Source organism: Candidatus Obscuribacterales bacterium (assembly GCA_036703605.1).
Taxonomy (GTDB): Bacteria; Cyanobacteriota; Cyanobacteriia; order RECH01; family RECH01; genus RECH01.
The window spans coordinates 1-23,148 of the sequence record DATNRH010000178.1; the positions used below are offsets into that span (position 1 = coordinate 1).

General features: G+C 53.9%; 20 protein-coding genes. 12 read left to right on the forward strand and 8 right to left on the reverse strand.

Features of this window, described 5'->3' with window-relative positions; genetic code table 11:
- Together V6D20_03770 and V6D20_03775 are read left to right on the forward strand one after the other, a co-directional pair.
- Positions 1–1,455, forward strand: a 1,455-nt coding sequence (locus tag V6D20_03770) for a Calx-beta domain-containing protein (GenBank protein ID HEY9814908.1), incomplete at its 5' end; no start/stop codon positions are given.
- Between the two features lie 93 nt (positions 1,456–1,548).
- A complete protein-coding gene (locus V6D20_03775; GenBank protein HEY9814909.1) occupies positions 1,549–1,989 on the forward strand; it encodes a hypothetical protein in 441 nt (146 codons plus the stop codon).
- A gap of 191 nt (positions 1,990–2,180) precedes the next feature.
- Here the strand turns inward: V6D20_03775 and V6D20_03780 are convergent, their stop codons facing one another.
- The 6 genes from V6D20_03780 to V6D20_03805 form a co-directional block, all read right to left on the reverse strand.
- A complete protein-coding gene (locus tag V6D20_03780) occupies positions 2,181–5,531 on the reverse strand; it encodes a PAS domain S-box protein (GenBank protein HEY9814910.1) in 3,351 nt (1,116 codons plus the stop codon).
- 352 nt (positions 5,532–5,883) lie between these two features.
- Complete coding sequence (locus V6D20_03785; protein ID HEY9814911.1) at positions 5,884–6,312, reverse strand: hypothetical protein; 429 nt, start codon at positions 6,310–6,312, stop codon at positions 5,884–5,886.
- Positions 6,313–6,457: 145 nt separating this feature from the next.
- Positions 6,458–7,282: a transglutaminase-like domain-containing protein gene (locus tag V6D20_03790; protein HEY9814912.1), complete on the reverse strand. Its 825-nt coding sequence runs from the start codon at positions 7,280–7,282 to the stop codon at positions 6,458–6,460.
- Positions 7,279–7,812: a cyclic nucleotide-binding domain-containing protein gene (locus tag V6D20_03795; protein HEY9814913.1), complete on the reverse strand. Its 534-nt coding sequence runs from the start codon at positions 7,810–7,812 to the stop codon at positions 7,279–7,281. The genes V6D20_03790 and V6D20_03795 overlap by 4 nt, the downstream gene beginning before the upstream one ends.
- A gap of 212 nt (positions 7,813–8,024) precedes the next feature.
- A complete protein-coding gene (locus V6D20_03800; GenBank protein HEY9814914.1) occupies positions 8,025–9,596 on the reverse strand; it encodes a hypothetical protein in 1,572 nt (523 codons plus the stop codon).
- A 76-nt stretch (positions 9,597–9,672) separates the two neighbouring features.
- Positions 9,673–10,248, reverse strand: coding sequence for an FHA domain-containing protein (locus V6D20_03805; protein HEY9814915.1), 576 nt, complete (start codon positions 10,246–10,248; stop codon positions 9,673–9,675).
- Between the two features lie 627 nt (positions 10,249–10,875).
- Here V6D20_03805 and V6D20_03810 point away from each other — a divergent pair.
- From V6D20_03810 to V6D20_03855, 10 genes are all read left to right on the forward strand, one after another.
- Positions 10,876–11,688, forward strand: coding sequence for a carbon-nitrogen hydrolase family protein (locus V6D20_03810; protein HEY9814916.1), 813 nt, complete (start codon positions 10,876–10,878; stop codon positions 11,686–11,688).
- A gap of 220 nt (positions 11,689–11,908) precedes the next feature.
- Positions 11,909–13,396 (forward strand): cation:proton antiporter, encoded by a 1,488-nt coding sequence (locus tag V6D20_03815; protein ID HEY9814917.1) that lies wholly within the window; start codon positions 11,909–11,911, stop codon positions 13,394–13,396.
- A 345-nt stretch (positions 13,397–13,741) separates the two neighbouring features.
- A complete protein-coding gene (locus V6D20_03820; protein ID HEY9814918.1) occupies positions 13,742–15,529 on the forward strand; it encodes an N-acetylmuramoyl-L-alanine amidase in 1,788 nt (595 codons plus the stop codon).
- 123 nt (positions 15,530–15,652) lie between these two features.
- Positions 15,653–16,519, forward strand: a complete 867-nt coding sequence (gene murI / locus V6D20_03825) for a glutamate racemase (protein HEY9814919.1) — start codon at positions 15,653–15,655, stop codon at positions 16,517–16,519.
- Between the two features lie 349 nt (positions 16,520–16,868).
- Positions 16,869–17,072 (forward strand): photosystem II reaction center protein PsbH, encoded by a 204-nt coding sequence (gene psbH / locus V6D20_03830; GenBank protein HEY9814920.1) that lies wholly within the window; start codon positions 16,869–16,871, stop codon positions 17,070–17,072.
- A 437-nt stretch (positions 17,073–17,509) separates the two neighbouring features.
- Positions 17,510–17,827, forward strand: a complete 318-nt coding sequence (locus V6D20_03835; GenBank protein ID HEY9814921.1) for a TatA/E family twin arginine-targeting protein translocase — start codon at positions 17,510–17,512, stop codon at positions 17,825–17,827.
- A gap of 83 nt (positions 17,828–17,910) precedes the next feature.
- Positions 17,911–18,141 (forward strand): hypothetical protein, encoded by a 231-nt coding sequence (locus tag V6D20_03840; protein ID HEY9814922.1) that lies wholly within the window; start codon positions 17,911–17,913, stop codon positions 18,139–18,141.
- Between the two features lie 55 nt (positions 18,142–18,196).
- A complete protein-coding gene (pth, locus tag V6D20_03845) occupies positions 18,197–18,868 on the forward strand; it encodes an aminoacyl-tRNA hydrolase (protein ID HEY9814923.1) in 672 nt (223 codons plus the stop codon).
- Between the two features lie 166 nt (positions 18,869–19,034).
- Positions 19,035–19,301 carry a DUF3146 family protein gene (locus V6D20_03850; GenBank protein ID HEY9814924.1) on the forward strand — a complete coding sequence of 89 codons (267 nt, stop codon included), beginning with the start codon at positions 19,035–19,037 and terminating at the stop codon, positions 19,299–19,301.
- A 256-nt stretch (positions 19,302–19,557) separates the two neighbouring features.
- Positions 19,558–19,965 carry a BON domain-containing protein gene (locus V6D20_03855; GenBank protein HEY9814925.1) on the forward strand — a complete coding sequence of 136 codons (408 nt, stop codon included), beginning with the start codon at positions 19,558–19,560 and terminating at the stop codon, positions 19,963–19,965.
- Between the two features lie 52 nt (positions 19,966–20,017).
- Here V6D20_03855 and V6D20_03860 read toward each other — a convergent pair whose 3' ends face one another.
- A complete protein-coding gene (locus tag V6D20_03860) occupies positions 20,018–20,926 on the reverse strand; it encodes a ChaN family lipoprotein (protein HEY9814926.1) in 909 nt (302 codons plus the stop codon).
- 149 nt (positions 20,927–21,075) lie between these two features.
- On the reverse strand, positions 21,076–23,148 hold a 2,073-nt coding region (locus V6D20_03865; GenBank protein ID HEY9814927.1), incomplete at its 5' end, for a 5'-nucleotidase C-terminal domain-containing protein.

Sequence of the window (23,148 nt, forward strand, 5' to 3'; positions counted from 1 at the left end):
CAGATGTTTTCGGCAAACGGTAGTCCCATTAATGGCAATATTCCCATTGATACTAGCTTGGATCAGGGTCAGAATGACCCTGTTGTCGCCATCCATGAGGACGGCAGCTTTGTAGTGGCATGGGAAGAACGACTTACCCCATCCGGTTCTGAGATTCATGCCCGCCGTTATGGCACAAATGGCAACCCCCTCGGATCCCCATTTCGTGTCAATACGGATAGTCAAACCGGAACCTATAATCCTGCGATCGCCACAACGCCAGATGGAGGATTTCTTGTGGCATGGGAAGGCAGCGATAACAACGATATTTTCGTGCGGCGGTTTGACGATAACGGTGTACCTCAGACAGGTGAGATTCTAGTCAATACCTTCATCCCGAATGCTCAGAACAGCCCTGCGATCGCCGTCGATAATTTTGGGAATTTCGTCGTTGTTTGGGATAGTGAAGACCAGGATCAGAGCGAGGAAGGCATTTATGCACGAAGGTTCCAGGCTGATGGCACACCCCTGAGCGAAGAACTCCTCGTCAACACCACCACCTTAGACAGCCAGTACAATCCAGATATTGCCATGCGGCCCAACGGCGACTTCGTGGTCACCTGGACAGGCGATAGTAACAATGGATCAGATATCTATGCTCAGCAGTTTCAGATTGCTTCCCAGGTAACGTTTGAGCAAGCTGCCGTACACGTGCAGGAAGGGCGACAGGCGGTTTTTACTCTGAATCGGTTGAACGATTTGCAACTCACGTCCCGGGTACAGGTGAATGTGGCGGGTGGTTCTGCGACCGCAGGCGTTGACTATACCTTTACCCCCCAAACCATTACCTTTAATCCAGGCGAAACCCAAAAAACCATCACCATCCCTATCCTGCGAGACGCTTTCACAGAAGGCAGAGAAACCATTCAATTCAGTATCACAGGGGGCGATCGCGCTTCCCTTGGCAATACCAACACAGCCACCATCACCATCCTTGATGATGAAACGATCACAGGCACCAACCGCCGCGACATCCTCACCGGAACCGCTCAAAACGAAATGCTCGTGGGCTTGCGCGGTAACGACACCCTGCGAGGGGGGCGCGGCAACGACACCCTGATTGGGGTTGATCCCAATGCAGCTTATCCGGGCAGAGGGGAGATTGATCGACTCTTGGGTGGCCCCGGACGCGACGTCATGGTGTTGGGCGATGAAACACGCGCCTTTTATGACGATGGTCAAGCCCGTGGGCGCGGACTCCAAGACTATGCCTTGATTCGCGGCTTCAATCCTGATCAAGACAAAATTCAGTTGAGCGGCAGCCGCGAACGTTATGTGCTGGGAAGCGTTCCCAATATGGTGGGGACAGGGATTTTTAGGCGAGACGACGGAACCCGAGAACTGATCGGCGTTGTCCAGGGAAGTGGTGCACTGAATCTCAACAGCAACACCTTCCAATTTGTCGAGCCAGTTTAGCCTCAACCCAGCTTTGCCGAGGGTGCTTGCAGAATAAGTGCTCTCGGCTGACCCAATTTTTTGATATGTCAATCCAAACTCTTTATCAATCCCATGCAAACCGTCCTGAAATCCCTTAAACTGCTGACCTGGGCGATCGCCCCCATCCTGCTTTTAATAAGCCCGCCGGCGATCGCCCAATCCACTATCGAAACCGCTACCGAAACGGGGCGTTCCTTTTCCTGGACTGTAGTGCCCGATGCGATGGGCTATACCCAGCTTGGCAATCCCCATAGCCCGATGGAACCCTGGTATGTCAACACCGATCCAATTATTCGACGAGGGGATCTGGTCACCTTTGAAGCGGCTAGCCCTACCGCAGAATATGTGCAGTTTTTTGGCAATTGCCAGACCTGGCAAATTACCCCGCAATATATTGGGGAGTTTCTTAACAACAACAGTATTCACTATCAATTCGCCCAATTGGATTGGCAATATGCAACCGGGTGGCGTTCAGCATTACTAGATGCCGCCTGTAATCCCCATTATCTGTAACTCCTATTAATGTAGGTTTTCCTGTGCAATTAGAAACTCTCGCAAACCATCATGACTTTGGCGCATTGATTAGTAGACTTAATCGGAATTAGGAAGAGCAATCAATTATTAGCTCGAAACCGATCGATCTTATCGCTACTACATCTATTTGGATGTCGAGCAACTAATTGCCGATAAGGTCTACTTTATAATCAGCTCTTAGGCTTTCTAGTTTTGGCATCCTGGACAAAATTTAGCAACGTTTCATAATCAAACTGCTCCACCATCTGACCCAAGGCTTGGGCGAGGTCAGGTTGGTCAGGTTGGATGGCGTCTACAGCCTGACGAATGGTCGCAACATCACCCAACATTAAGGCGTGGTCTAAATCCAGTAAGACTGCCGGATCAAGTTGACGAAGAAACGCGATCAGTTGATCTGGCATCCACTGACGTTCCCTGAGGCTGGGTTGCTCACTGTAGCGATAGCGGAGCGGCAGATGCTGCTGCAGGACGCCAAATAAACTGGCTTCGGTAAAAGGTTTGGGCAAGAAGGCATTACACCCCGAGACCTGGGTTAGGTGTTGGTGATGTTCAATGCCCGTCGCTGAAATGCCAATGATGATAGTGCGATCGCTTTCGGCTTGTTCCTGCTCTAGGTGGCGAATGCGGCGGGTTGCACCATAGCCGTCTAGCACCGGCATCCTTAAATCCATAAAAATTACATGGGGTTGCCATGCTTGCCAGATCTGTACGGCCTCTTCACCATGCCTGGCCTCTTGCAGCTCTGGCTCTAGGCAACTGAGGTACTGCAGCAGCAGGACACGATTGATCGGATTATCGTCCACTACCAAAATGCGATAGTGCGGCTGCCCTGGCTCTAAACCTAGGATGGTTCGGAAGGCGATCGCTTCCGGCTCAGCGGCGGGTGAGGCCGGCTGCACGGGGATTGTTAGACAGAAGCAACTGCCTTGCCCTACCTGACTCTCCACGGTGAGCCTTCCCCCCATCAGGCGCGCAAATTCGTGGCTGATCGTGAGCCCCAACCCTGTGCCCATGCGACTCTTCCGTCCAGCTTCTCCTTGGCTAAAGGCATCAAACAATATGGCTTGATCTGCGGGCGTCATGCCACAGCCAGTATCGATGACGTGGATACACAGATGGAAGCTGGGATCGGTGAAACTGTCGATGAAGACGGTAATCTGTCCTGCTTCGGTGAACTTAATGGCGTTGTCGATCAAATTGATCAACACTTGCCGTAGCTTCATCTCGTCTGTATCGACCCACTGGGGTACCGCAGGCGATCGCTCTAGAAAAAAGAGCAGTCCCTTTTCAGTGGTTCGCAGAATGAACAGGCGTTGCAGATCCGTCAGCAACTCCCACACATCCACGGTGCTGGTTTCTAACACCATGGTGTTGGATTCTACGCGGGCCAGATCCAACACTTGATTAATCACGCTGAGCAAATGGTCGCCGCTCTGCTCAATGATGGCGGCGTAGTTGGCTTCCTCTGCCGACAGATTGGGGTTGCGTTGGAGCAGGCGGGCAAATCCCAGAATGGCATTCAGGGGCGATCGCAATTCATGACTAGTGTTGGCGATAAAGGTACTCTTGGCCTGATTGGCGGCCTCGGCAGCTTCCCGGGCTTGCTCTAGGGCTATCTCAGCCTGTTTGCGATCGTGAATATCGCGGCCCACTGCTTGGAGTTCCACAAGCTGCCCCTGATCATCATAAATCGCCCGATTTGTCCATTGCATCCACCGGGCTTGTCCGTTGACCAAGACGCGATGTTCTACCACGCTCACGGGGTGGTCGGGTGAGAGAGACGCTAAACAGCGATCGACGATCGGCTGATCCTCGGGATAGATCCTGTTTTCGTAGTGGTGGTTGAGGATTTCCTCCCGAGAGAGTCCGTAATAACGACACAGGGCGTCATTCACAAACGTCAGCGTGCCATCGGTGCGAGATCGTTTAATCAGCTCCGTTTGGTCTTGCAAAATAGACAAGTAGTGGGCTTCACTGGCCTGCAGTGCTAGTTCTGCCTGTTTGCGATCGCTAATATCGGTGAGAAGTCCATCCCATGCAAGACCTTCCGGAGTTTGGCATGGCCGGGATTTTCCTTGAATCCATTTCAAGCGACCGGACGGCGTCACCAGTCTCCCTTCCCAATGCCAGGAGGCACTATGCTGAACGGCTTGGTCAACGGAAGCATTTAAGGACGGTAAATCCTCAGGATGAATGAGACTCCAGATAGTGTTGGCATCTTGAACGACTTGCTCGGGAGGTACTTCAAACAGCTCATCCGCGCCTGAACTGGCGTAGGTAAATTGCCCCAAGGTACCCGCTTGCGGCAGATATCGGTAGATCATGCCAGGCATATTGGTCACCAGGGTTTGAAAACGAGCCTCACTCTCCCGCAGGGCTGCCTCGGCCAGCTTGCGATCGCTGATGTCGGTGATCAGAGCATAGTAGCCTCGTACCTGACCCTCGCGATCCCGATCAGGAACTAAGACCCCAGAAATATAGCGACCTTGGCCACCTTGGTAGGACATGTCGGCTTCATAGGTCACCGTGGTTCCTGCCAAGACCTGCTCAATATGGTGCCGCACCTGACGGTAGGCCTGAGCGCCAAGCACCTCTTCAACCGTGCGCCCTAGGATATCTTCCTTCCGACAGCCAAACCATTCTTCGTAGGTGTGATTCACAAATTGATAGCGTTGCGAGGCATCAACATAGGAAATACAGCCAGGAATGGAATCGGTAATCAGTTGCAGACGGGCTTCACTGGCCTGCAGCGCTAGTTCTGCCTGCTTGCGATCGGTGATATCATCTGCCAAGCCAACCACCCGCAGCGGCTGCCCAGCCTCATCGCAGATTAAAGAAACGATGGCAGAAATCCAACGAATGCCACCATCTGGGCGGACAATGCGGTATTCGCGATGAACCGATTGCCCCTGCCATTGTGCGGCCACAGAGGCGGTTACCTGATCGCGATCGTCGGGATGAATGGCCTCGATCCAATCATTGGGGTTGTCTTGAAGCACCTGTCGCGATCGCCCCCAAATTCTTTCGTAGGCGGGGCTAATGTAGGTGTAGCGATCGGGGTTGAGCGCGCGCACAAAGAACATTTGGGGAATGGTGTTGGCAATTTCCTGAAATCGTTCTTCGCTTTCCTGCAGCGCCAGTTCCACCAGCTTGCGCTCGGTGATATCGGCCGCAATGCCCGCTAGCCGCACCACTTCTCCTTCCTGGTTGCAAATGGGTTGCCCTTTAGTATGAACATAGCGAACCCTGCCGGTTTGCGTGATGATTCGCACATCGGTATCAAAGGGCCGAAGGGCGATCGCTGCCTCAACCACTTCTTGCTGAAAGCGATCGCGATCGTCGGGGTGAATCTGTTGAATAGTCAGATCAGGGCGAGGAACAGGCGACTGGGGATCGGCTTCATAGATGCGGTACAGCTCCTCCGACCACGTTACAACCTGGGTCGTGAGATCAAACTCCCAGCTACCTACATGGGCAATGCGCTGGGTCTCGTTGAACGCTGCTGCTGTTTTTTTGTCCATGTAGCCAATATATAGTCAAGATTTCGATCCATGCGATCGCCCCCCTTATGCATCAACTCATAGGCTAAAGTCTCCACAGCCTGTGCTTCACTGCGATAGAAAAGGTAGCCAGCCAAACCCACCACGCCCAAGGCTTGCACCATTAGCGGAAGAATGAGGAGCGATCGGAAGGAAATAGTAGCGGGTTGCCCCCCCTTCTACTTCTGCTGCTCAAAACACTCGCCACAAATGATGATCAACTGTCCACCATTATGTCTACGGTTGATTCAAAATGCTAGACCGTTGCCCTACAAAAAAGAGGGCGCACCAGCACCCCCACATCAATGAACTCAATGGCTGATCCCACTGCAACTTATCGTTTCTTGATGTCTTTAGCCATATTGCGGAACATGTCCATGCTGCTATCCGACTTACGCTGTCCAGTCGCCTCGTTGGTGTTGAAGGACGGAGTAGGCGTATTAGGCGTAGATGACATGGACTGGGTTGATCCAGAGGCCGTGGAATCTCGCTTCACCGGTTGAGGGGTTGTAGATTTGGTGAAGTCCATGGTTTCCATGGCGGATACGGCTTTGGTGTACTCGCCAACCACTTTCCCCTTGGGGAAGGTTTTCTTAACCGACTTGGCGGTTCTCATATAGTCGATGTTGCCGTAGGTTTTGGCTTCATCGGGATCTAGAAAATAGGCCGTAGACTCCTTGGGAGCGTTCTTATCAGGCTGGGTGGAGGAGGAATCGTCTTGCTTCTTCTTTGACCCAAAAATGCCGCGAATAAATCCTGTCATGGTTGGCTATGCCGTCTCATAATGCGCTTGTACCTTAAATTCTATTAAAAAAATGTAAATAAATCTGAAATCAACGTGACAAAGCTGCTGATTTTTTGGCATGGGTTGCAAATGTGCTTAGGAATCTCTGCGATCGCCCGATCCCTCAAGGCTGATCCATCCGCTGGAGCAGTTGCCGCACTACTGGAGCATCCTGAGCCATGGGAGCAGCATCGAGATAGGTTTGCAGATCACGGCTCGCATCGGCCCATTGGCCCAGTTGGTAATAGAGCAGGCCGCGATCGCGGGTTTCCTGCAGGGCATCTGGGCAGAGCAGGATGATCCGCTCAATATCCGCTAGGGCTTTCAGCCATTCGTTGTGGTGGAGATGGATATATTTCAGGTTGGTCAACAGGCGGGCCAGGAAACGATGGGTATCAATGGCATCTGTGTAGGCGGATTGCCATGGCACAGAGCGGCCATAAATTTGATCGAGGCGGGCTTGGCAGTCTTGCTGAAATAAAATCTCTCCGCCATGGAAGGGATCCACAAAAACCTCCATCTCGTTCACCATGGGGCGAATCAGGAAATGCCCCGGTAAACCAATGCCCACCATGGGAAACTCTAGCCGCTGGGCCAATTCTAGATACACCAAGGAAAGGGTGATGGGAATGCCGGTGCGGCGATCGAGCACCTGGTTGAGGTAGCTATTTTTGGGATCGTAGTAATTCTCGGTATTGCCGGTATATCCCAAGTCATCGTAGAGATATTGGTTGATGGCTTGAATCAACCGCAGGGGATAGGGTTCCAGCGGCAGGCGATCGCTAATGGCCAGGGCCATGGCATCGAGCTGATCCAGGTAGACCTCGACGGCAAGATGGGGATATTCTTCTTGGGCAATATACAGCGCTGCCTTGGCGATATTGATCTGCGATGGCGGTTGCTGCACTTCGCCCCAAAAGAGTTGTCGTGCTTTTAGGTTCGAAATCATACACCCCCCAATTGATTGAGCAGCCAGGCTAAGCGAACCTGGGCAATATCTAGACTATCGAGAATCTTTGAATTAGGGGGAAGGTCATTGAGTCCACCATCTTGCTCCGGCACACCTCCTAGACGGGTCACGGTGCTGCGCAGGCGATCGGAGAGCAGGATCGAGAGGGCTCGATAGAAATGGGAGGCAAACCCCACATCTTGGGACAGCTTGGCGGTGAGCATCAGGCGCGGGATGGCCCAAACTGAGGCATCTTCTAAGGCCTGTACCGTAGCGGAGGGAGGACGATCTTCGACAAATGACATTTCGCCCACCAACTCTCCAGCCGAGAGATGGGCAACTTCTCGGTTACCTAACGCTTTGACGCAGACGGCAAAGGTGCCGGTCAAGATCAGATATAAGGCGTCAATGGACTCCCCTTCTTGGATCAGCATTTGTCCGGCCGTGAGGTGGCGGTGCTGTCCGTTGGTGAGCAGCCATTCAAAGTCGCGATCGCTGAGTTCTGCCAGAATATAGAGTGATTTTTTCATACTTAGGATTTGAATAATGGACGGTGAGTGAATGCAACCGATCTATCGGATAAGCCGGCGCGATCGCAGTTGATCAGGAGGGTAACGGTTCAATGGGGGATGGTTGATACTAGCCGATTTCAAAGCATTATGCCCTTGTCCTTCTAGTCTAAAAGGGCAGTACAAACATGTTCCTATTGAAGGTTTCTAGGGTTGACGGGCGATCGCTGACCTTAGGGCGATGGGGGTAGATGGTAGTCTTGTCCCGAGCCATACTGCCATGCGTCGAGCAAGCGGCTGAGGTAGTAGCGTTGGGGGTTGGGCAAGGTTTTAATCTGAGATTGCCACAGGGCTCCGATTTGGAACAGCGCGGCGTAGAGCCCTAGGTTGAGGTAGTGTCTCGTCCAATCCAGTAACGCCGGGATGCCCACTTGGGGAACGACGTTGATCACGGTGCCTGGATGGAATAGGCCCGTGCGCACCAGGGTTTGCAGCAGAGCAGGAAACTGCACCACGTCTTGTAGGAAGGGCTTAAGGACAGGATCGCCCAACTGAGACATTTCTTGGAAGACGGCGGCCAGGAGTTCATTGATCTGGTTGGGGGCGATCGCTTGCTGAACACCGACGCTCATGGCTTTTTGAAACAGCCAGGTGACGCTGAGATTGGGCTGGTAGGGCTGCAGGCGCGCTAGGGCCGCTTGGCTGAGCAGGTCGGCATCGAGGGCGCTATGGATGCCTTGGGTGAGGCGATCGAGGTGGCGAATCATGTTGCCAAAGCCGCCAAAACTCAGGGGCGACTGACTGCCGCTGCTGTCGCCAATGGGCAGAATTCGATCCCAGGGCGATCGTAGGGGACTGTGGCGATAGCAAGGAAAGAAGCCAAAGAGGGCGCGTTTCCAGGTGAGGCTGTCTAGATCAACGCTTTGATAATCCGGCAAGAGGCGAAAATAGTCGTCAAAGATATCTTCTAAACTCGGGCGATCGGGGTGCAGATCCACATAGGTGAAGAGATAGGTGGTGCGGCCATCCTTGGCGGGAAACGCTTCCCAAAAATACTGGCACTGGCGCTGAATCGGCGTGAAGGATACAAAAAGGTCGCCGGTAGCATTCTCTGGGTAGCCACTGGCACAGGTGCCCACCACTAAACAAGCGGCGTCTGGTGGCGTACCTTGGCGGGCCTGCAGGGCAATGGGCGAGAAGTGGCCCATGGCATCCAGCACCAAGCGGGTTGTCAGGGTCTGGGTTTGGTCGCCTTGGCGAGTGGCGATCGCCACCCCGTTGCTGTGAACGGTGAGAGACTCCACTGCCGTCTGCTCCAGCACCTGCCCACCCGCCCCTAGAAATCGCTGTTTCAGGCAGTCCAGCAGGATCACCGGATCCACACCGCTGTTGAGGACACCATCAACCCAAACGCTTGGGCCATCGCCAAACTGAATGCGTGCCGGGCCATAGTCCGTGGCGATCGCGGCCTCTAATTCTGAGTCCGACAGCAATCCCACCTGCACCAAGGCTGCCAGCTCATGGCGCGAAATATTCCATTCCTGTTCCCGGCCCTTGAGCACACCCCGCTCCAGCACCGCCACCCGCCAACCCCGCTGGGCCAGGGCGCAGCCGATCATAATCCCCAACGTGCCGCCACAAACGGCCACGTCCCAGTCGGGAGACGCAATGTTGGTATCGTCTTGATGGACAACCGTAGGGCTGGGAATATCGCCTTGCCTGTAGGCCTGCCACCGGGCATCGAGGCGGCGCAGTCCGTCGAGGCTATCGGGTAGTTGGGAGAGAATGTGTTCAGTGTGGGTCATAGAGGCAGGATGGCATGGAGTCGCTATCTTGATCCTAGCGCTCTCCTTCGGAAATCCTGCAAATCGTTATGGAGGCCTAGAGCGTATCCTCTCCGGCATAGGGCATGCGGGTGGGGGGCACAATCATGTGGCTAGCCATGAAAAATTCCACCAAGAGGGAGCCAAAGCGGATCACGTCGCCATCATGGAGATCGTAGCGATCGCCTGCTCCTAGGCGTTGCCCATTAATCCAGGTGCCGTTGCTGCTACCCACATCGGCTAAGTAAAACTGGCCGGAATGATGACCAATCACCGCATGGTGCCGTGAAATAGACAGGTGTAAAATCGGCAGAGCACAACTGGAATGACGACCGACTAACCAGCTAGAGGCGATCGCTGTTGCCCAAGCTTCGCCCACTCGTTCCGCAGAAGCGACTAGATTGGTCACTAAGAAATTGGTGCGTCCCGTAGCGATCGCCTGGATATAGTTAGAGGTTACCTGACAGCGCTCCTGTACCTTGAGGACAGGCTGCATCACGGTTTTAACTTTATCCAAGTTATAGCCGCAGTCGGCAATCAACGAGCAAGAGACTGACGGTGGACATTCCACGACGCTAAACGGCCAGTCGGTAGATGAACTAGGCCAGGAAGGCTGCACGTCTAAGTTTGACATCGTTCGTACTGAGTTCTCTCTGAAAGTCGCTAGATTAACTCTGCTCTGAGAAAGAACGGATGAACGCCGCTGGCGATCGTCCTAGGTCTCTCAGAATCGCACCCTCGCTTAACTGCCTGCGCTGTGGATGACGCTCCTATCCTGTTCCACCTTGCACCCTTCCGATCGAAATTCCCTATGGGGAGCTTGATAATCCCGCATCACTTACGGTACGTCGGCGATCTTCTAGACCTTGTACGACCGCCCCCAGCCTTGATCAACCCCGAAGCACGGATGAAATTGCGTGCATTTACGAATGAACGAAGCGCGATCGCATCGATATCGCACCTGTAGATTCCGCAATTAAAAGCTACTGAGTCTCATTCTTTAAAGCGTATGCCTGCTAAATTCATGAAAACTTCATACAATCAATAATTTTCAGTGAAAAATTAATCACCTCGGAGGACTCGAGGGCGATTGTGAGTTAAGGCACCTGTTGGGTGGGGGAAATCCTCTTGGGTTGGGATAAAAACTTCGGTGGGGCGTCAAGTTTTCGGAGACAATGGTAGACGGTGAAAAATCGGTCAGCCTAAGACCGAGCCGCCAAAACTGGCTTCCACTCCACACCTATCGTTTTGACTGATGCCGATGAAATCTTATCTCGCTGCTGCTGTGCAGATGAATAGTCTGCCTGATGTTGAAAAAAACCTGGTTCAGGCGGAAGACCTGATCGATCTGGCGGTACGTCAGGGGGCACAATTGATTGGGCTTCCTGAAAACTTTTCATTTATGGGCGATGAGGCCGATAAGCTGGCCCAATCTGAGGCGATCGCCACCCAAAGTGAAAAGTTTCTGCGAACCATGGCCCAGCGCTATCAGGTGACGCTGCTAGGGGGTGGGTTTCCAGTGCCAACAGAAGGCGGAAAGGTCTACAATACGGCGCTGCTGATGGGCCCCGAAGGCCAGGAGCTGGCTCGCTACCAAAAGGTACATCTCTTTGATGTCAATCTGCCGGATGGCAATACCTACCATGAGTCGAGCACGGTGACGGCAGGCACCCACCTACCGGATGTTTACGCATCGCCAGACCTCGGTAACCTAGGGCTATCGGTGTGCTACGACGTGCGCTTTCCGGAGCTCTATCGCCATCTCTCGAAGCTGGGTGCAGAGGTCTTGTTCATTCCAGCAGCCTTCACCGCCTACACTGGCAAAGATCATTGGCAGATCTTGCTGCAGGCCCGGGCGATTGAAAATACTTGCTATGTGATTGCGCCTGCCCAAACCGGCAAGCACTACGCCATGCGCCAAACCCATGGCCACGCTAGCATCATTGATCCCTGGGGAATGGTCTTAGCCAATGCGGGTAATAAACCCGGTGTAGCGATCGCTGCCATTGAACCCAGTCGTCTTGGCCAGGTACGGCGGCAAATGCCTTCTCTAGAACACCGAGTGTTTGCCTAGCCCGTCATTTGCCTAGCCCATTAATAATGTTTGCTTAGTCAGTCCATCAAGAGAATAAATGAGGGCACTGGGCGATCGCGGCTGGAGTCTTGGCCATGGCTACATTTGCTCGATGGGCCAGGTCTGGGAAGCGATCGCCCTGCATTGAAAACTTATGACGTCGGGCTATCCTCATCTTGTGAAGAACCTTGTAGAGTAAACAGGATGAGTTGTGGAACCCATGGTTGACCTTATGACTTGGCTACCCTTGCCCCTCGCGGCATTTTTGAATCCCAGTATGCTTGCCCCTCCCCTGTTGGCCACTAGCGAAGCGGCTGAGGCGGGAGGCTTCATTTTGGCGGGTGTACTGGTCAGCCTCATCTCAGTGTATTTAGCTGCCAAGATCGGCGGCGAAATCTGTGCTCGCATCAACCTCCCGCCCGTCTTGGGCGAGTTAGTCGGAGGGGTTGTTGTTGGGGTTTCTGCTTTGAATCTCTTGGTTTCACCAGAAACAGCTGGGAGTGCCGATCACTCGCTGATTATCCGCTTCTTGGAAACCACGGCTGGACTCTCGCCAGAGCTAGCACCAACGGTATTTGAAGCAGAAAGCGAAGTGATCTCCGTCCTATCAGAACTGGGCGTGATCATTTTGCTGTTTGAAATTGGTCTTGAATCCGACTTAAAAGAACTTATCCGCGTGGGCCCCCAAGCAGCGATCGTTGCTGTTATTGGAGTAGCTGTACCGTTTGCTGCCGGTACCGCAGGCTTGATTGCTTTCTTCGGGGTCGCAACCGTGCCGGCTATTTTTGCTGGAGCCGCTCTAACGGCGACCAGTATTGGCATTACGGCCAAGGTCTTGGCCGAACTTCAGCAGTTGAAAACCAAAGAAGGTCAAATCATCATTGGGGCAGCCGTGCTCGATGACGTCTTAGGCATCATTGTGCTAGCCGTGGTCGCCAGCCTGGCTAAAACTGGAGAAATCCAGATCTCGAACGTGATTTACTTGATTGTGGGAGCAGCATCATTTTTGATTGGCTCCATTCTGCTGGGGCGTTTGCTCAGCCCTGTATTTGTCTCATTGGTCAACCAACTTCAGACCCGAGGGCAACTCATTCTCACCTCCCTCGTGTTTGCCTTTACCCTGTCCTACATTGCCTCGGCGATTCAACTGGAGGCTATCCTCGGTGCCTTTGCGGCCGGCTTGATTTTGGCAGAAACCGAGAAACGCCACGAGTTAGAAGAACAGGTTCTACCCATTGCAGACATGCTCGTTCCGGTCTTCTTTGTGACGGTGGGAGCTAGTACGGACCTCAGCGTTTTGAATCCTACGGTGCCCAGCAATCGCGAAGGGTTGATTATTGCTGCTTTCCTGATTGTGGTGGCGATTATCGGAAAGGTAGTCACAGGATTTACCGTCTTTGGGCAGCCGGGTATCAATCGTTTAGCGATTGGGGTCGGCATGATACCACGGGGCGAAGTGGGTCTGGTGTTTGCTGGTGTGGGCTCTGCCAGTGGCGTTCTATCAGAATCCCTGGAGGCTGCCATCATTATGATGGTCATCTTAACGACCTTTGTGGCTCCGCCGCTGTTGCGAGTTGTATTTCAGAAAGACTCAGACTCATCCCAGGGGCTGCAGCCCTCGGCCACGGCTCTGAGTGGAGCCGATGGAGCTACGCTGAATGCCCAACCTGAGCAGACAGCTTTGGAGGATTCTGAGAACAAATCTTAGCCTTGGATGAGGAACCCTAGTTGGTGTTTCCTGGTCTAGGTCTAATTTGTGGTCAGGTGCGATTTCCTTGTGTTCCTTCCCTGATGGATTGGGGTTGGCACGTTCCGTTGTCGTCTGACAGCGGCGCTAACTTGCATTCACCGGATTACCCAGAGCATGACTGTTGTTCGCCTGAGATAGAGGTGATGATAGGGCGATCGCCTCTATCACCATCCAGTAGCGTCATTTTTCAAGCATTTCGCCTACACTAGGCTACTCAGTCTTGTTCTGAGACGATCGATACAGGAGAATTGCGACGGTTGTCCCCCCGGCGGGACATAGCGTCTAACTGTTTAGGAGGCTCATGTGAACGTTCATTGGCTACTCTCTGGCATGATCGGAGCGATGGGAGCGATCTTGATTGCCCTGCCGGCCGATGCTGGGCAAATTCAATCTTGGTCCTACGATAGCCGTGCCAATCGCCTTGTTTTTTCCACCTCGTCTGGCGTCCAACCCCGTGCTCAACTCATTTTCAACCCCACCCGGTTAGTGATTGACCTGCCCGGTACCACGTTGGGATCGGCGGCCAGTAGCCGGATGATTGGCACCGAGGTAGCGGAGGTGCGGCTCGGACAGTTTAATAGCCAAACGGCCCGGATTGTCATTGAGCTGAGCCCTGGCTATGTGATCGATCCCCAGCAGGTGGTTGTTCAGGGAGAAACGCCAACCCAGTGGATCGTGCAGTTACCAACGCCGGAACGCGGAGCAACGCCGACAGCGATCGCTCCCTCACCCAGTTCACCCCCCGCATCTACTGCAACGAGTCTGCCTGCTGGGGCAGCCACTCGCCTAGAGAATGTGCGCGTCACGCCCGATGGTTTTTTCATTCGCACCACTGGCGATACGGCTGCTGTGGAGGTTGAGCCGTCGGAGCAGGAGATCACGGTAGATCTCACGAACACCGTTTTATCCTCCCAGGTCATGGCCAGCTTGCCCGTGAACCGCTACGGCGTCAGCCAGCTTTCCTTTAGCCAGCTTGATACCTCACCGCCCACGGCTCGGGTGACGATGAGTTTGAGCCAGGAGGACATGGAGTGGCAAGCGAGCCCCAGCAGTGGTGGCGTGGTGCTGTTGCCTGTGAATGGAGCCCTGGCTCGGGAGTTGGATCAGCTCCCCTCTGACCTCAGTGAGGTGCAGGCGCAGGCATCTCCGAGCTCAGGCTCTTTGTCTACGATTCAGGCGATCGCCCTCCAGGATGGTGAAACCCAACTGCTGATTCGCGCTGATGGCCCCATCCAACCGACCAGCCAATGGGATGCTGCTAGCGGCAGCTATCAAATTACCGTTGCCGGGGCGCAGTTGGCAGAGCGGCTTTCTGGCCCCCAACTGACCGCCACAAGCCCCTTAGTGCGGGTACGGGTGCGGCAAGCCACGGCAGATACGGTGGTCATCCAAGTGGAACCGGCAGCAGGCACCCAGCTAGGTGATCTGAATCAACTCAGCTCCCAGCTAGCAGCCCTGTCCATCAACCGTTCCGATCAAGCCATTTCGGTGCCGCCCCCCAACACGTCGGGCAGTACAGGGACAGCCTTTGGGGTGCAGAATCCAGAGGGACGCGTGGTGGTGGTTATCGATCCGGGGCATGGCGGCCGGGATCCGGGTGCGGTGGGTCGCGGCGGCATCCAGGAAAAAGACATCGTGCTGTCGATTTCCAGCCAAGTTGCTAGTCTGCTAGAACAACAGGGCATTATGGTGGTGATGACGCGCCAAGATGATCGTGAGGTGGATTTGCAGCCCCGAGTCTCCATGGCAGAGCAGGCCAATGCTGATTTGTTTGTGAGCATCCATGCCAACGCCATCAGCCTCAGCCGCCCTGAGGTGAATGGTGCGGAGACCTACTACTATTCCGATTCAGGGTTGCGGCTGGCTCGGGTGATTCACGACAGTATGCTGGGAACAGGCGTGAACGATCGCGGCATTCGCCAAGCGCGCTTCTATGTTCTTGTGAATACATCAATGCCTGCCGTTCTCTTAGAAACTGGGTTCGTGACGGGTGAAGAGGATGCACGGTTGTTGGCCGACCCAGCTTTTCGCACCCGCATGGCTGAAGCGATCGCCAATGGCATCGCCCAGTATGTCCGCCAAAATTTCTAAAAATTTCTAATGGAGCGATCGCTCTGCTAGGATGCTTGTTCGCTCTGGGGTCGGTTCTGCGCCCCGATGCCTCCCACGCTTGTTGACCATCCTGTTTTCATCCCTTGATAGTTCACAGTCCCTATGCCTAATCTTTCAGCCTTGGATCTGCCGCTGTCCGGTGTTCAGCCTGCCCGCATTGGAGTGTTTGATAGCGGTGTGGGTGGTCTCACCGTTTTGCGGGAACTCTATCGCCAGTTACCCCAGGAATCGATCCTCTACTTCGGCGACACGGCCCGCCTGCCCTACGGAGAGCGATCGCCCGCTGATATTCTGCAGTTTGTGCGCGAAATTGTTGCCTGGATGATGCAGCAGCAGGTCAAAGCTATTCTTATGGCCTGCAACACCAGCTCTGCTCTGGCTTTGGAAAGCATTCAGTCAGAATTTCCGGTGCCGATTCTAGGCTTGATTTTGCCTGGGGCACGGGCGGCAGTCCAGCAGGGTCGGCGGATTGGCGTGATTTCTACCCCAGCAACGGCCAAAAGCCACGCCTACCAGCAGGCCATTCAGGAAATCGATCCTAGCGCTCAAGTTTGGGAAGTGGGCTGTCCCGAGTTTGTGCCGCTGATTGAGCAAAATCAAATTCACAGCCCGCAGATGCGACGGGTTGCAGAAGCCTACCTCCAGCCCCTGATCGACCGGCAGATTGATACCTTGATCTACGGCTGTACCCACTATCCGCACCTGGCCCCGGTTCTGCAGTCTATTTTGCCGAAAACGGTGCAGTGCATCGATCCAGCTGCTCATGTGGTGATGGCGGCGGTTCAGGAACTGGAACTTCTCGGGCTGCGATCGCCCCAGCTTGCCATGCCCACCCGCTTTTGCGTCAGTGGCTCACCCCAGCAGTTTGCCCAAATCTCCGGCCAGTGGCTGGGCTTTACGCCCCAAGTGGAGGCGATTTCCCTCCATGAACTGTCGGCCTGCGTGGGAGCCCAAGCAGATTTAGCCTAGGTGGCTAGTCGAGCTACTCAACGCCTAGGATTTTAAGCAGAAGCGATCGCCAAATAGGAGCGATCGCTTCTCCAAGACCGATAATACTCAGGAATTTTTACAAATTGTTACATAAATTTACTAATCTTCGTGATCCTCAAATGGATCGCTAAGCTCCCGAGACGGTGGCCCAAACGAGGTGTAGATTGCCCAGCCTGTCACAGCAACCATTGCCGCGCAGATCGTAATTCCAAGCACCATGGCAGGTTCTAGTTGCATAACTTAAAATCAAATCCACAAATATACGTGCGTCCTTCCCATATAATATTACAGATAATTAAACCGCTTAGAATTTCACGACGGGTTACTCATGGCACAACGGACTTGGTTAGGAGACTTGATCAGACCCCTTAACGCTGAATACGGTAAGGTTGCTCCCGGTTGGGGAACGACTCCGCTCATGGCCGTGTTTATTTTGCTATTCTTCGTCTTTTTGCTCATCATTCTGCAAATCTACAACTCCTCCATCATTTTGGATGGGCTAGATGTGGACTGGAGCACTTTGGGCAAATAGTTGATCGGTTCATACCTTCAAAATTGGATTCATTTGTGGTTTGCAAATGGGTTCTCTACCCCGGTCGCACCGGGGATTTTTATGGGCAGTCACCTGGGTATGTCCCGCAACGGATGAATTGTGTATAAACCATGTATGAACAAGGCATGGACAAGGCAGCTCTAGGGGCGATCGCTCATCTAGACGTGCTTGTTGTGCGAAAAAATGTCCCAGATGAGGAGCATTTTGCGCTAGGGTGAATAACAAGCTAGCTTGCGCCACGCCCCCTTGGCTGATCCAGCCTGCGGTAGGCAGTCAGCGGTGTGGACTGCTCAGGGATCTCAAATCCCTAGGTACCACGCCCTAAAGGTTGGCTCATATTCTGCTGGATGGAAGCTGAGTGACTATCACGCTTAAAAGGCTCATACTGTTTGGTGCTGCCGTAGGAGAACTAGACCATGAATGTATTCGGGATTGGACTACCGGAAATGGCCGTGATCACAATCTTGGCCCTTGTAATTTTTGGCCCGAAGAAGCTGCCAGAAATTGGGCGAAGTCTCGGTAAAGCCATTCGCGGGTTCCAAGAGGCGTCCAAGGAGTTTGAAACTGAGTTCAAGCGGGAAGCCGAACAAATTGAAAAGATGAGTAAGCAGCCGATGGAGGCTACCCTAGAACCTCCCACGCCCAAGGCCCTAGGTTCAACATCGGAGCCCGAATCCGATCTAGAGACGGCCAAGGCTGAGGAGCCAGCTACCTCCGAGTCATCGGTGGGTTAAGGGTAAGCGGCTGCGCCTAGCTGATGGGTCAGTCATCCCCATTCCTTGATATCAGGAGAGGGCTTGTAGGAGAGGCAACGGGCTTGTCCTGTGTCTATCCTGTTTTGATGCTCAATGGCACCACGTTAAAGATGGGGCTAGCCATCCCTGGAGCGATCGCTCCAGGGTTTTTCCGTGGGCTGCTCTATCTCAGGTCAGAGGCTCAGTCTAGATCGCCTACTCTGGTTGACGGAACAGACGTGGCCCTCACCCCCAATCCCCTTCCCCGAGGACGAGGGATGTTGAATTCATCCATTCTGGAGTCTCTGACCTAGGAGAATGGGTGCGAAATGCCAAAAACGTCCAGTGCTCGACAAGTAAAGCACCGCCATGACCAATCCTTCCTCTCGCGAACCATCGCGATCGCCCATCCCCGAGCCACCTGCCTTAGTGATTCCTCAACTGATCGTGGGTCTAGGTAACCCAGGGCGGCAGTATGATCAAACTCGGCATAACGTAGGCTTTATGGCCGTCGATCGTCTAGCCCAGTCCTGGCAGATATCCCTGGCGGAGCATAAGAAGTTCAACGGCTATTTTGGCGACGGGCGCGGCCCCCATGGCGATCGCATTTTGCTGCTCAAGCCGACGACCTATATGAACCGTTCTGGGCAGTCTATTCGCGCAGTGGTGGATTGGTTTAAGCTGCCGCCAGAGTCGGTGCTGATCATCTATGACGAGATGGATTTATCCGTAGGCCGTTTGCGGATGCGCCTATCGGGCTCGGCGGGTGGTCACAATGGCATGAAGTCAGCGATCGCCCACCTAGGCACTCAAGCGTTTCCACGGCTGCGCATCGGCATCGGCAATCCTAGAACGGAAACCCCAGGCTCCAATCAAGGCACGGTATCCTATGTGTTGGGCAAGTTTTCCCCCGCCGAGGGCAAGGTGATTGCCGACATCCTCACCTTGGTGCTGGATGCCGTGGAGATGGGGCTGAAGCAAGGCATGGCCAAGTCCATGAGTCTCTACAATGGGCGATCGCTTGATCTCCCGTCTAGCTAGATGTACGTCTAGGAGCAGACCGCATCGCTCACCCAAGCAATGATTGAAATCCATGAAGGGTGCATTTATGATGGCCCTCGTTTACCAGGTTGGCCATGACAATGGGCGTTGATGGGTCGAATACCCGTCCCCTTGCCCGGTCAGTTGTAGTGGTGGAGCAGGCACTTTGGCATCGAAACGACGATTACCTCAGACCACAGCCCATGTCCGTATCACCCATCAATCTTGGCAGACCGGTCGCATTGAGGGTGAGGTGCGGGCCAATGATTATGAGTGGCAATTCCAATGGAAGTTTCGTATCGGAGAGTTGTCCATTGAACCCTCCCTAGGGCGAGCCCTGATTCAAGATCCCCTAGGGCGCTTTTTGGAGCGCTCTGACTATCAGCTTGAACCGGGGGGAGACTATTCCTTCACAATTCGTGCAGACATCTAAGCAGAGGTTAGGGCGACTTTAAACGAGCAAAAGACGATGGTTGTGTAACGTGAAAAGCCTTGCCTAAAGCGCGATTGGAACAGCTTCAGTCGCGCTTTGTTGTGGGGTGAATAGGTGAGAATCAGTTCTCAGAAAGTAATATTCAACACTTCTTGGGTATGTTAGATTATGGGAAACTTCACGAAATCATTACATTTAAGCTTGAAAATCCCAAACAGCTGCGTTTGAAATCGTCATGAACGGTGCATTATCCAACATGTCTTCTCAATCTCTCAGTTATGGCCGCCAGGGCGATGGATGTTTGGATACACAGGGCTCCTCTGCCTTACATTCCATCTTTTTTACATCCATTCCCCCTGAACGCATGGGTTTGAACGGTGACTATGACCATAATGGCTTAGCTAAGCGTGTGAGCCTAGCTCTGAGTGATCAGTTCAGCCCCAGTGAACTGCAGGATCTGCACGTGACTCAGCGCGGAGCCGTTGTGGTGCTAACGGGCAACGTCGAAACGCGATCGCTCCTAGAACGGGTCACCCAAGTTGCCCAAGCTATCCATGGTGCGGCTGAGGTGGAAACCTTAGGCGTACGGATCTCAGATCCTCTAGCAGAGTACAGCTACCTCCCCAACTTTTCGCCCTTTAGCTCTTCGTCCTACGCCTACTAGTCTCGGCGGGCAGAGAGGTTGTGTTGAGGTGCTTAAGCTCAGGGTCACTATCTTAGTCTGATATCCAAAGATAATCTGCTATGGGTGGGAATGGCTCACCTGACGGTAAGGTTGACTCTGTAGGTTGATCACCGACGGGGGCGTCACTTAATAAAAGCGATCGCTGCTGCATGTTGGGTCGATCATCCAGCCGCCGCTGCACACGGCTGGGGATGCCATAGTGGTAGATAATATGTCCCCGTCCGGCTAAAACAACCATGACTGTATCGGGACGATCGCGGATAAAGGTGGCGATCGCTTCCGCCATGGTTTCATCCCAGAGCACTTGAGCCAGAAAAAAGTTTTCAAACCCTTGGCTATGGCCGTGGGAATGTTGGGCGTAGAGATCCCACAAAAGCTGGCGATAGCCTACGGAGCTGGTATCCAGATCTTGGATAGCTGGCACCCAGCGATCGTCTTCGGGCTGGAGACCCAGGAGTCCCTTTTGGGCCACCCGCCGAGTAATTTCCGTGGGGGTATTTAGCGCCACCACCGGCAGTTGATGGGCTTGGGCAAAGCGCAGGATCGGTGCGTAATACTCCCAGTCGTAGCCCCAGCGCTGATCATACTCCGTCTGTTCCCGGAGTTCAGCTTCGCTGATGTCACCGGCAAGGTACTGATCAAGGCTGGCTTGGAAGGGGCGCTGGATCATTTCTAAACCAATCGCCAGATTGGGATTGCGATCGTAGAGCTGTTGGATAATGGCCAACTGGCTGGCGTGATCGGCGGCTTGGTCATGGGTTTCCCCCAGATACACCACGTTCATCTGGGCCAGTTCATCCAAAACCCGATCCACTGTTACCGTTTGCATCCCCTCTCGCAGATGAGACACCGTCTGGGCCTGGCTACTCAGGGGCGCAGACAGGACTAGGGCAATGGAAAGGCTGGATAGGAGGGCGATCGCACGGGTGGAGATAGGCATAGGAGACAGTAGGAAAGTGCTGTGGATGGGCGCATCTTCTATCATGCCTGAACGCCATAAAAAAGAGGTGAGCCGTGACCCACCTCTAAACGCCAAGATGAACGATTCAGCCGTAGATAGCCCGCAAACTCTGGGTTCTACGGTACAGCCTACAGAGTCCGGAAGTTGGCTGCGGTCAGGGTATCCGCATCCACTCGCTGCAAGACGGCGATGTCCCGCCGTCCGACCTGAATCAGGGTATTGCGTCCTTGCTGGGTGAGGGTCAGATCGCCAAAAGATAGGTCACCCAAGAGACCGATGCGATCGCTCTGCTGCCGATTGAAGTCGCGAATGGTGTCTAGACCAGGACGTCTGCCAATGATAAAGAAGTCACGATCCGCGCCGCCAAGCAACACATCATTGCCTGCACCGCCATCCAACACGTCATTACCCGCGCCGCCACGGAGAACATCGTTGCCGGAGTTGCCATTCATGCGATCGTTGCCAATACCACCATTCATGCGATCGCTATTGCGACCACCGATCAACCGGTCATTGCCCGCATCGCCAGTGATCACATTATTGCCAGTACCGCCATTGAGCACATCATTGCCGCCCAGCCCGCGCAGGACATCGTTGCCCCCAAACCCTGCCAGCACATCATTACGTGGGCCGCCCAAGAGGACATCACGACCGTTGGAGCCCCGCAGTAAGAAGGAACGAGTTAGGACAATATCGTTGCGCACTTCTAGGTTTTGGATGCGGCGATCGCGCTGAGCTGGTGTATCCCGTTCATTGAAGGAATTGGTGGAGAACTGATCTAGCAAATATTCCGCTAGGGCATCCTGCTCGGTGCCATTATCCGCATCCGTGGCATTGCCTGTCCGCACGCCCTCTTCTGCCAAGTCCACACGATTCGTGGCAAAGAAATCTAGCGGATAGCTATCTCCCCCATCGGCTAAAAAGCTCAGGGTGACCATGCGAATTTCCCGGTTGGGATTGCCCACGAGGCGACCGTTGCGCACTAGCACATCCACCACGCGGCCGTTATCATCCAGCAGCGCTAGGTTACGGATGCGATCGCCCTCAGTGACTACCGTGCCGTTATCATCAAACTCAATGGCGGTGCGGTTGGCATCAAAACTAAAGGACATGCCGCCCACCTGAGGAAACTGACCTGGTGTCGCGCCGTCTCCGCTGGCCGCCACCCCATGCTCCATCAGATAGCGGAGCTGCTGGGCCGTGATGGTGACTAAGGATAGTTCGTTGTTAAACCGTAGGGCATTGCTGACATCGAGCTGCGAGATATCGCCCGCTTCCTTACCCGCCAGAGGGTTGGCGCTGGGTGGGAGCTGCAGAGCATCGTTGGGATCGGTGGAACCAGCCGGAAAGGTAACAAAACCGATGTTGTCGCGAATACCGCCGCCATTTTTCAGCGACACCTGCACGGTGCGATCGCTTTGTCGAGCAGTGAAGAGGTTAGCATCAGCGGTTAAGTTACCTAAGTTGGTTTCCTGGGTACGCACATCCCCACGGCTGCCGTTCAGGAAAACGGAGGTGTTGCCAAAAATCGAACCATCTAGACTAGAGATAATCGTCGATAGGTCATCCACAATCTGCTGAATTTCAGGATCCACCAGATTTTCTGCATTCAGGGCCGCAACGCCAGCATCATCTGTGGCATAGGCTCCGCTTACGGCAGAGTCTATGCTATCCGGCAGGATGACGCCATTGTCATCAAAGGTCACCACCAGTTGCCCCACGTAGCGGTAATTGCCATCGGTGTTGACCACTACTACCGGCTCTGCTTTGGGTGCGCCGTTGCTATCGGTGTCCACAATGATCGGATAAGAGTCCACCGCGACATCTCCAGGTCGGAGGCGATCGGTTTCATCAGCCAGAATGGTGTTGGAGCCACCCGCCATGATGATGTCTACACCTTCAAGGAGTCCAGCCAACTCTAGCTCAATGGCAATTTGCTGCATGTGAGCCAGCAAGATAATGTGCTGAATGCCAGCATTGGTGAGGTTATCAACCTCTGCTTGGATCGCTGCCGCTAAGCTCTCAATGTTTTCAGTACCCAGAATATCCACATCGCCAGGTGACGAAATCTGGGCAAGCGTTGGCGTTGTGGCACCGACAATCCCGAAATCAATACCGCCTTCTTGAATAACCACGCTGCGAGCGATGGAGTTGGGCTGGGGCGCTGCACCATCGGGAACAACTAGTCCAGAGAGATTGGC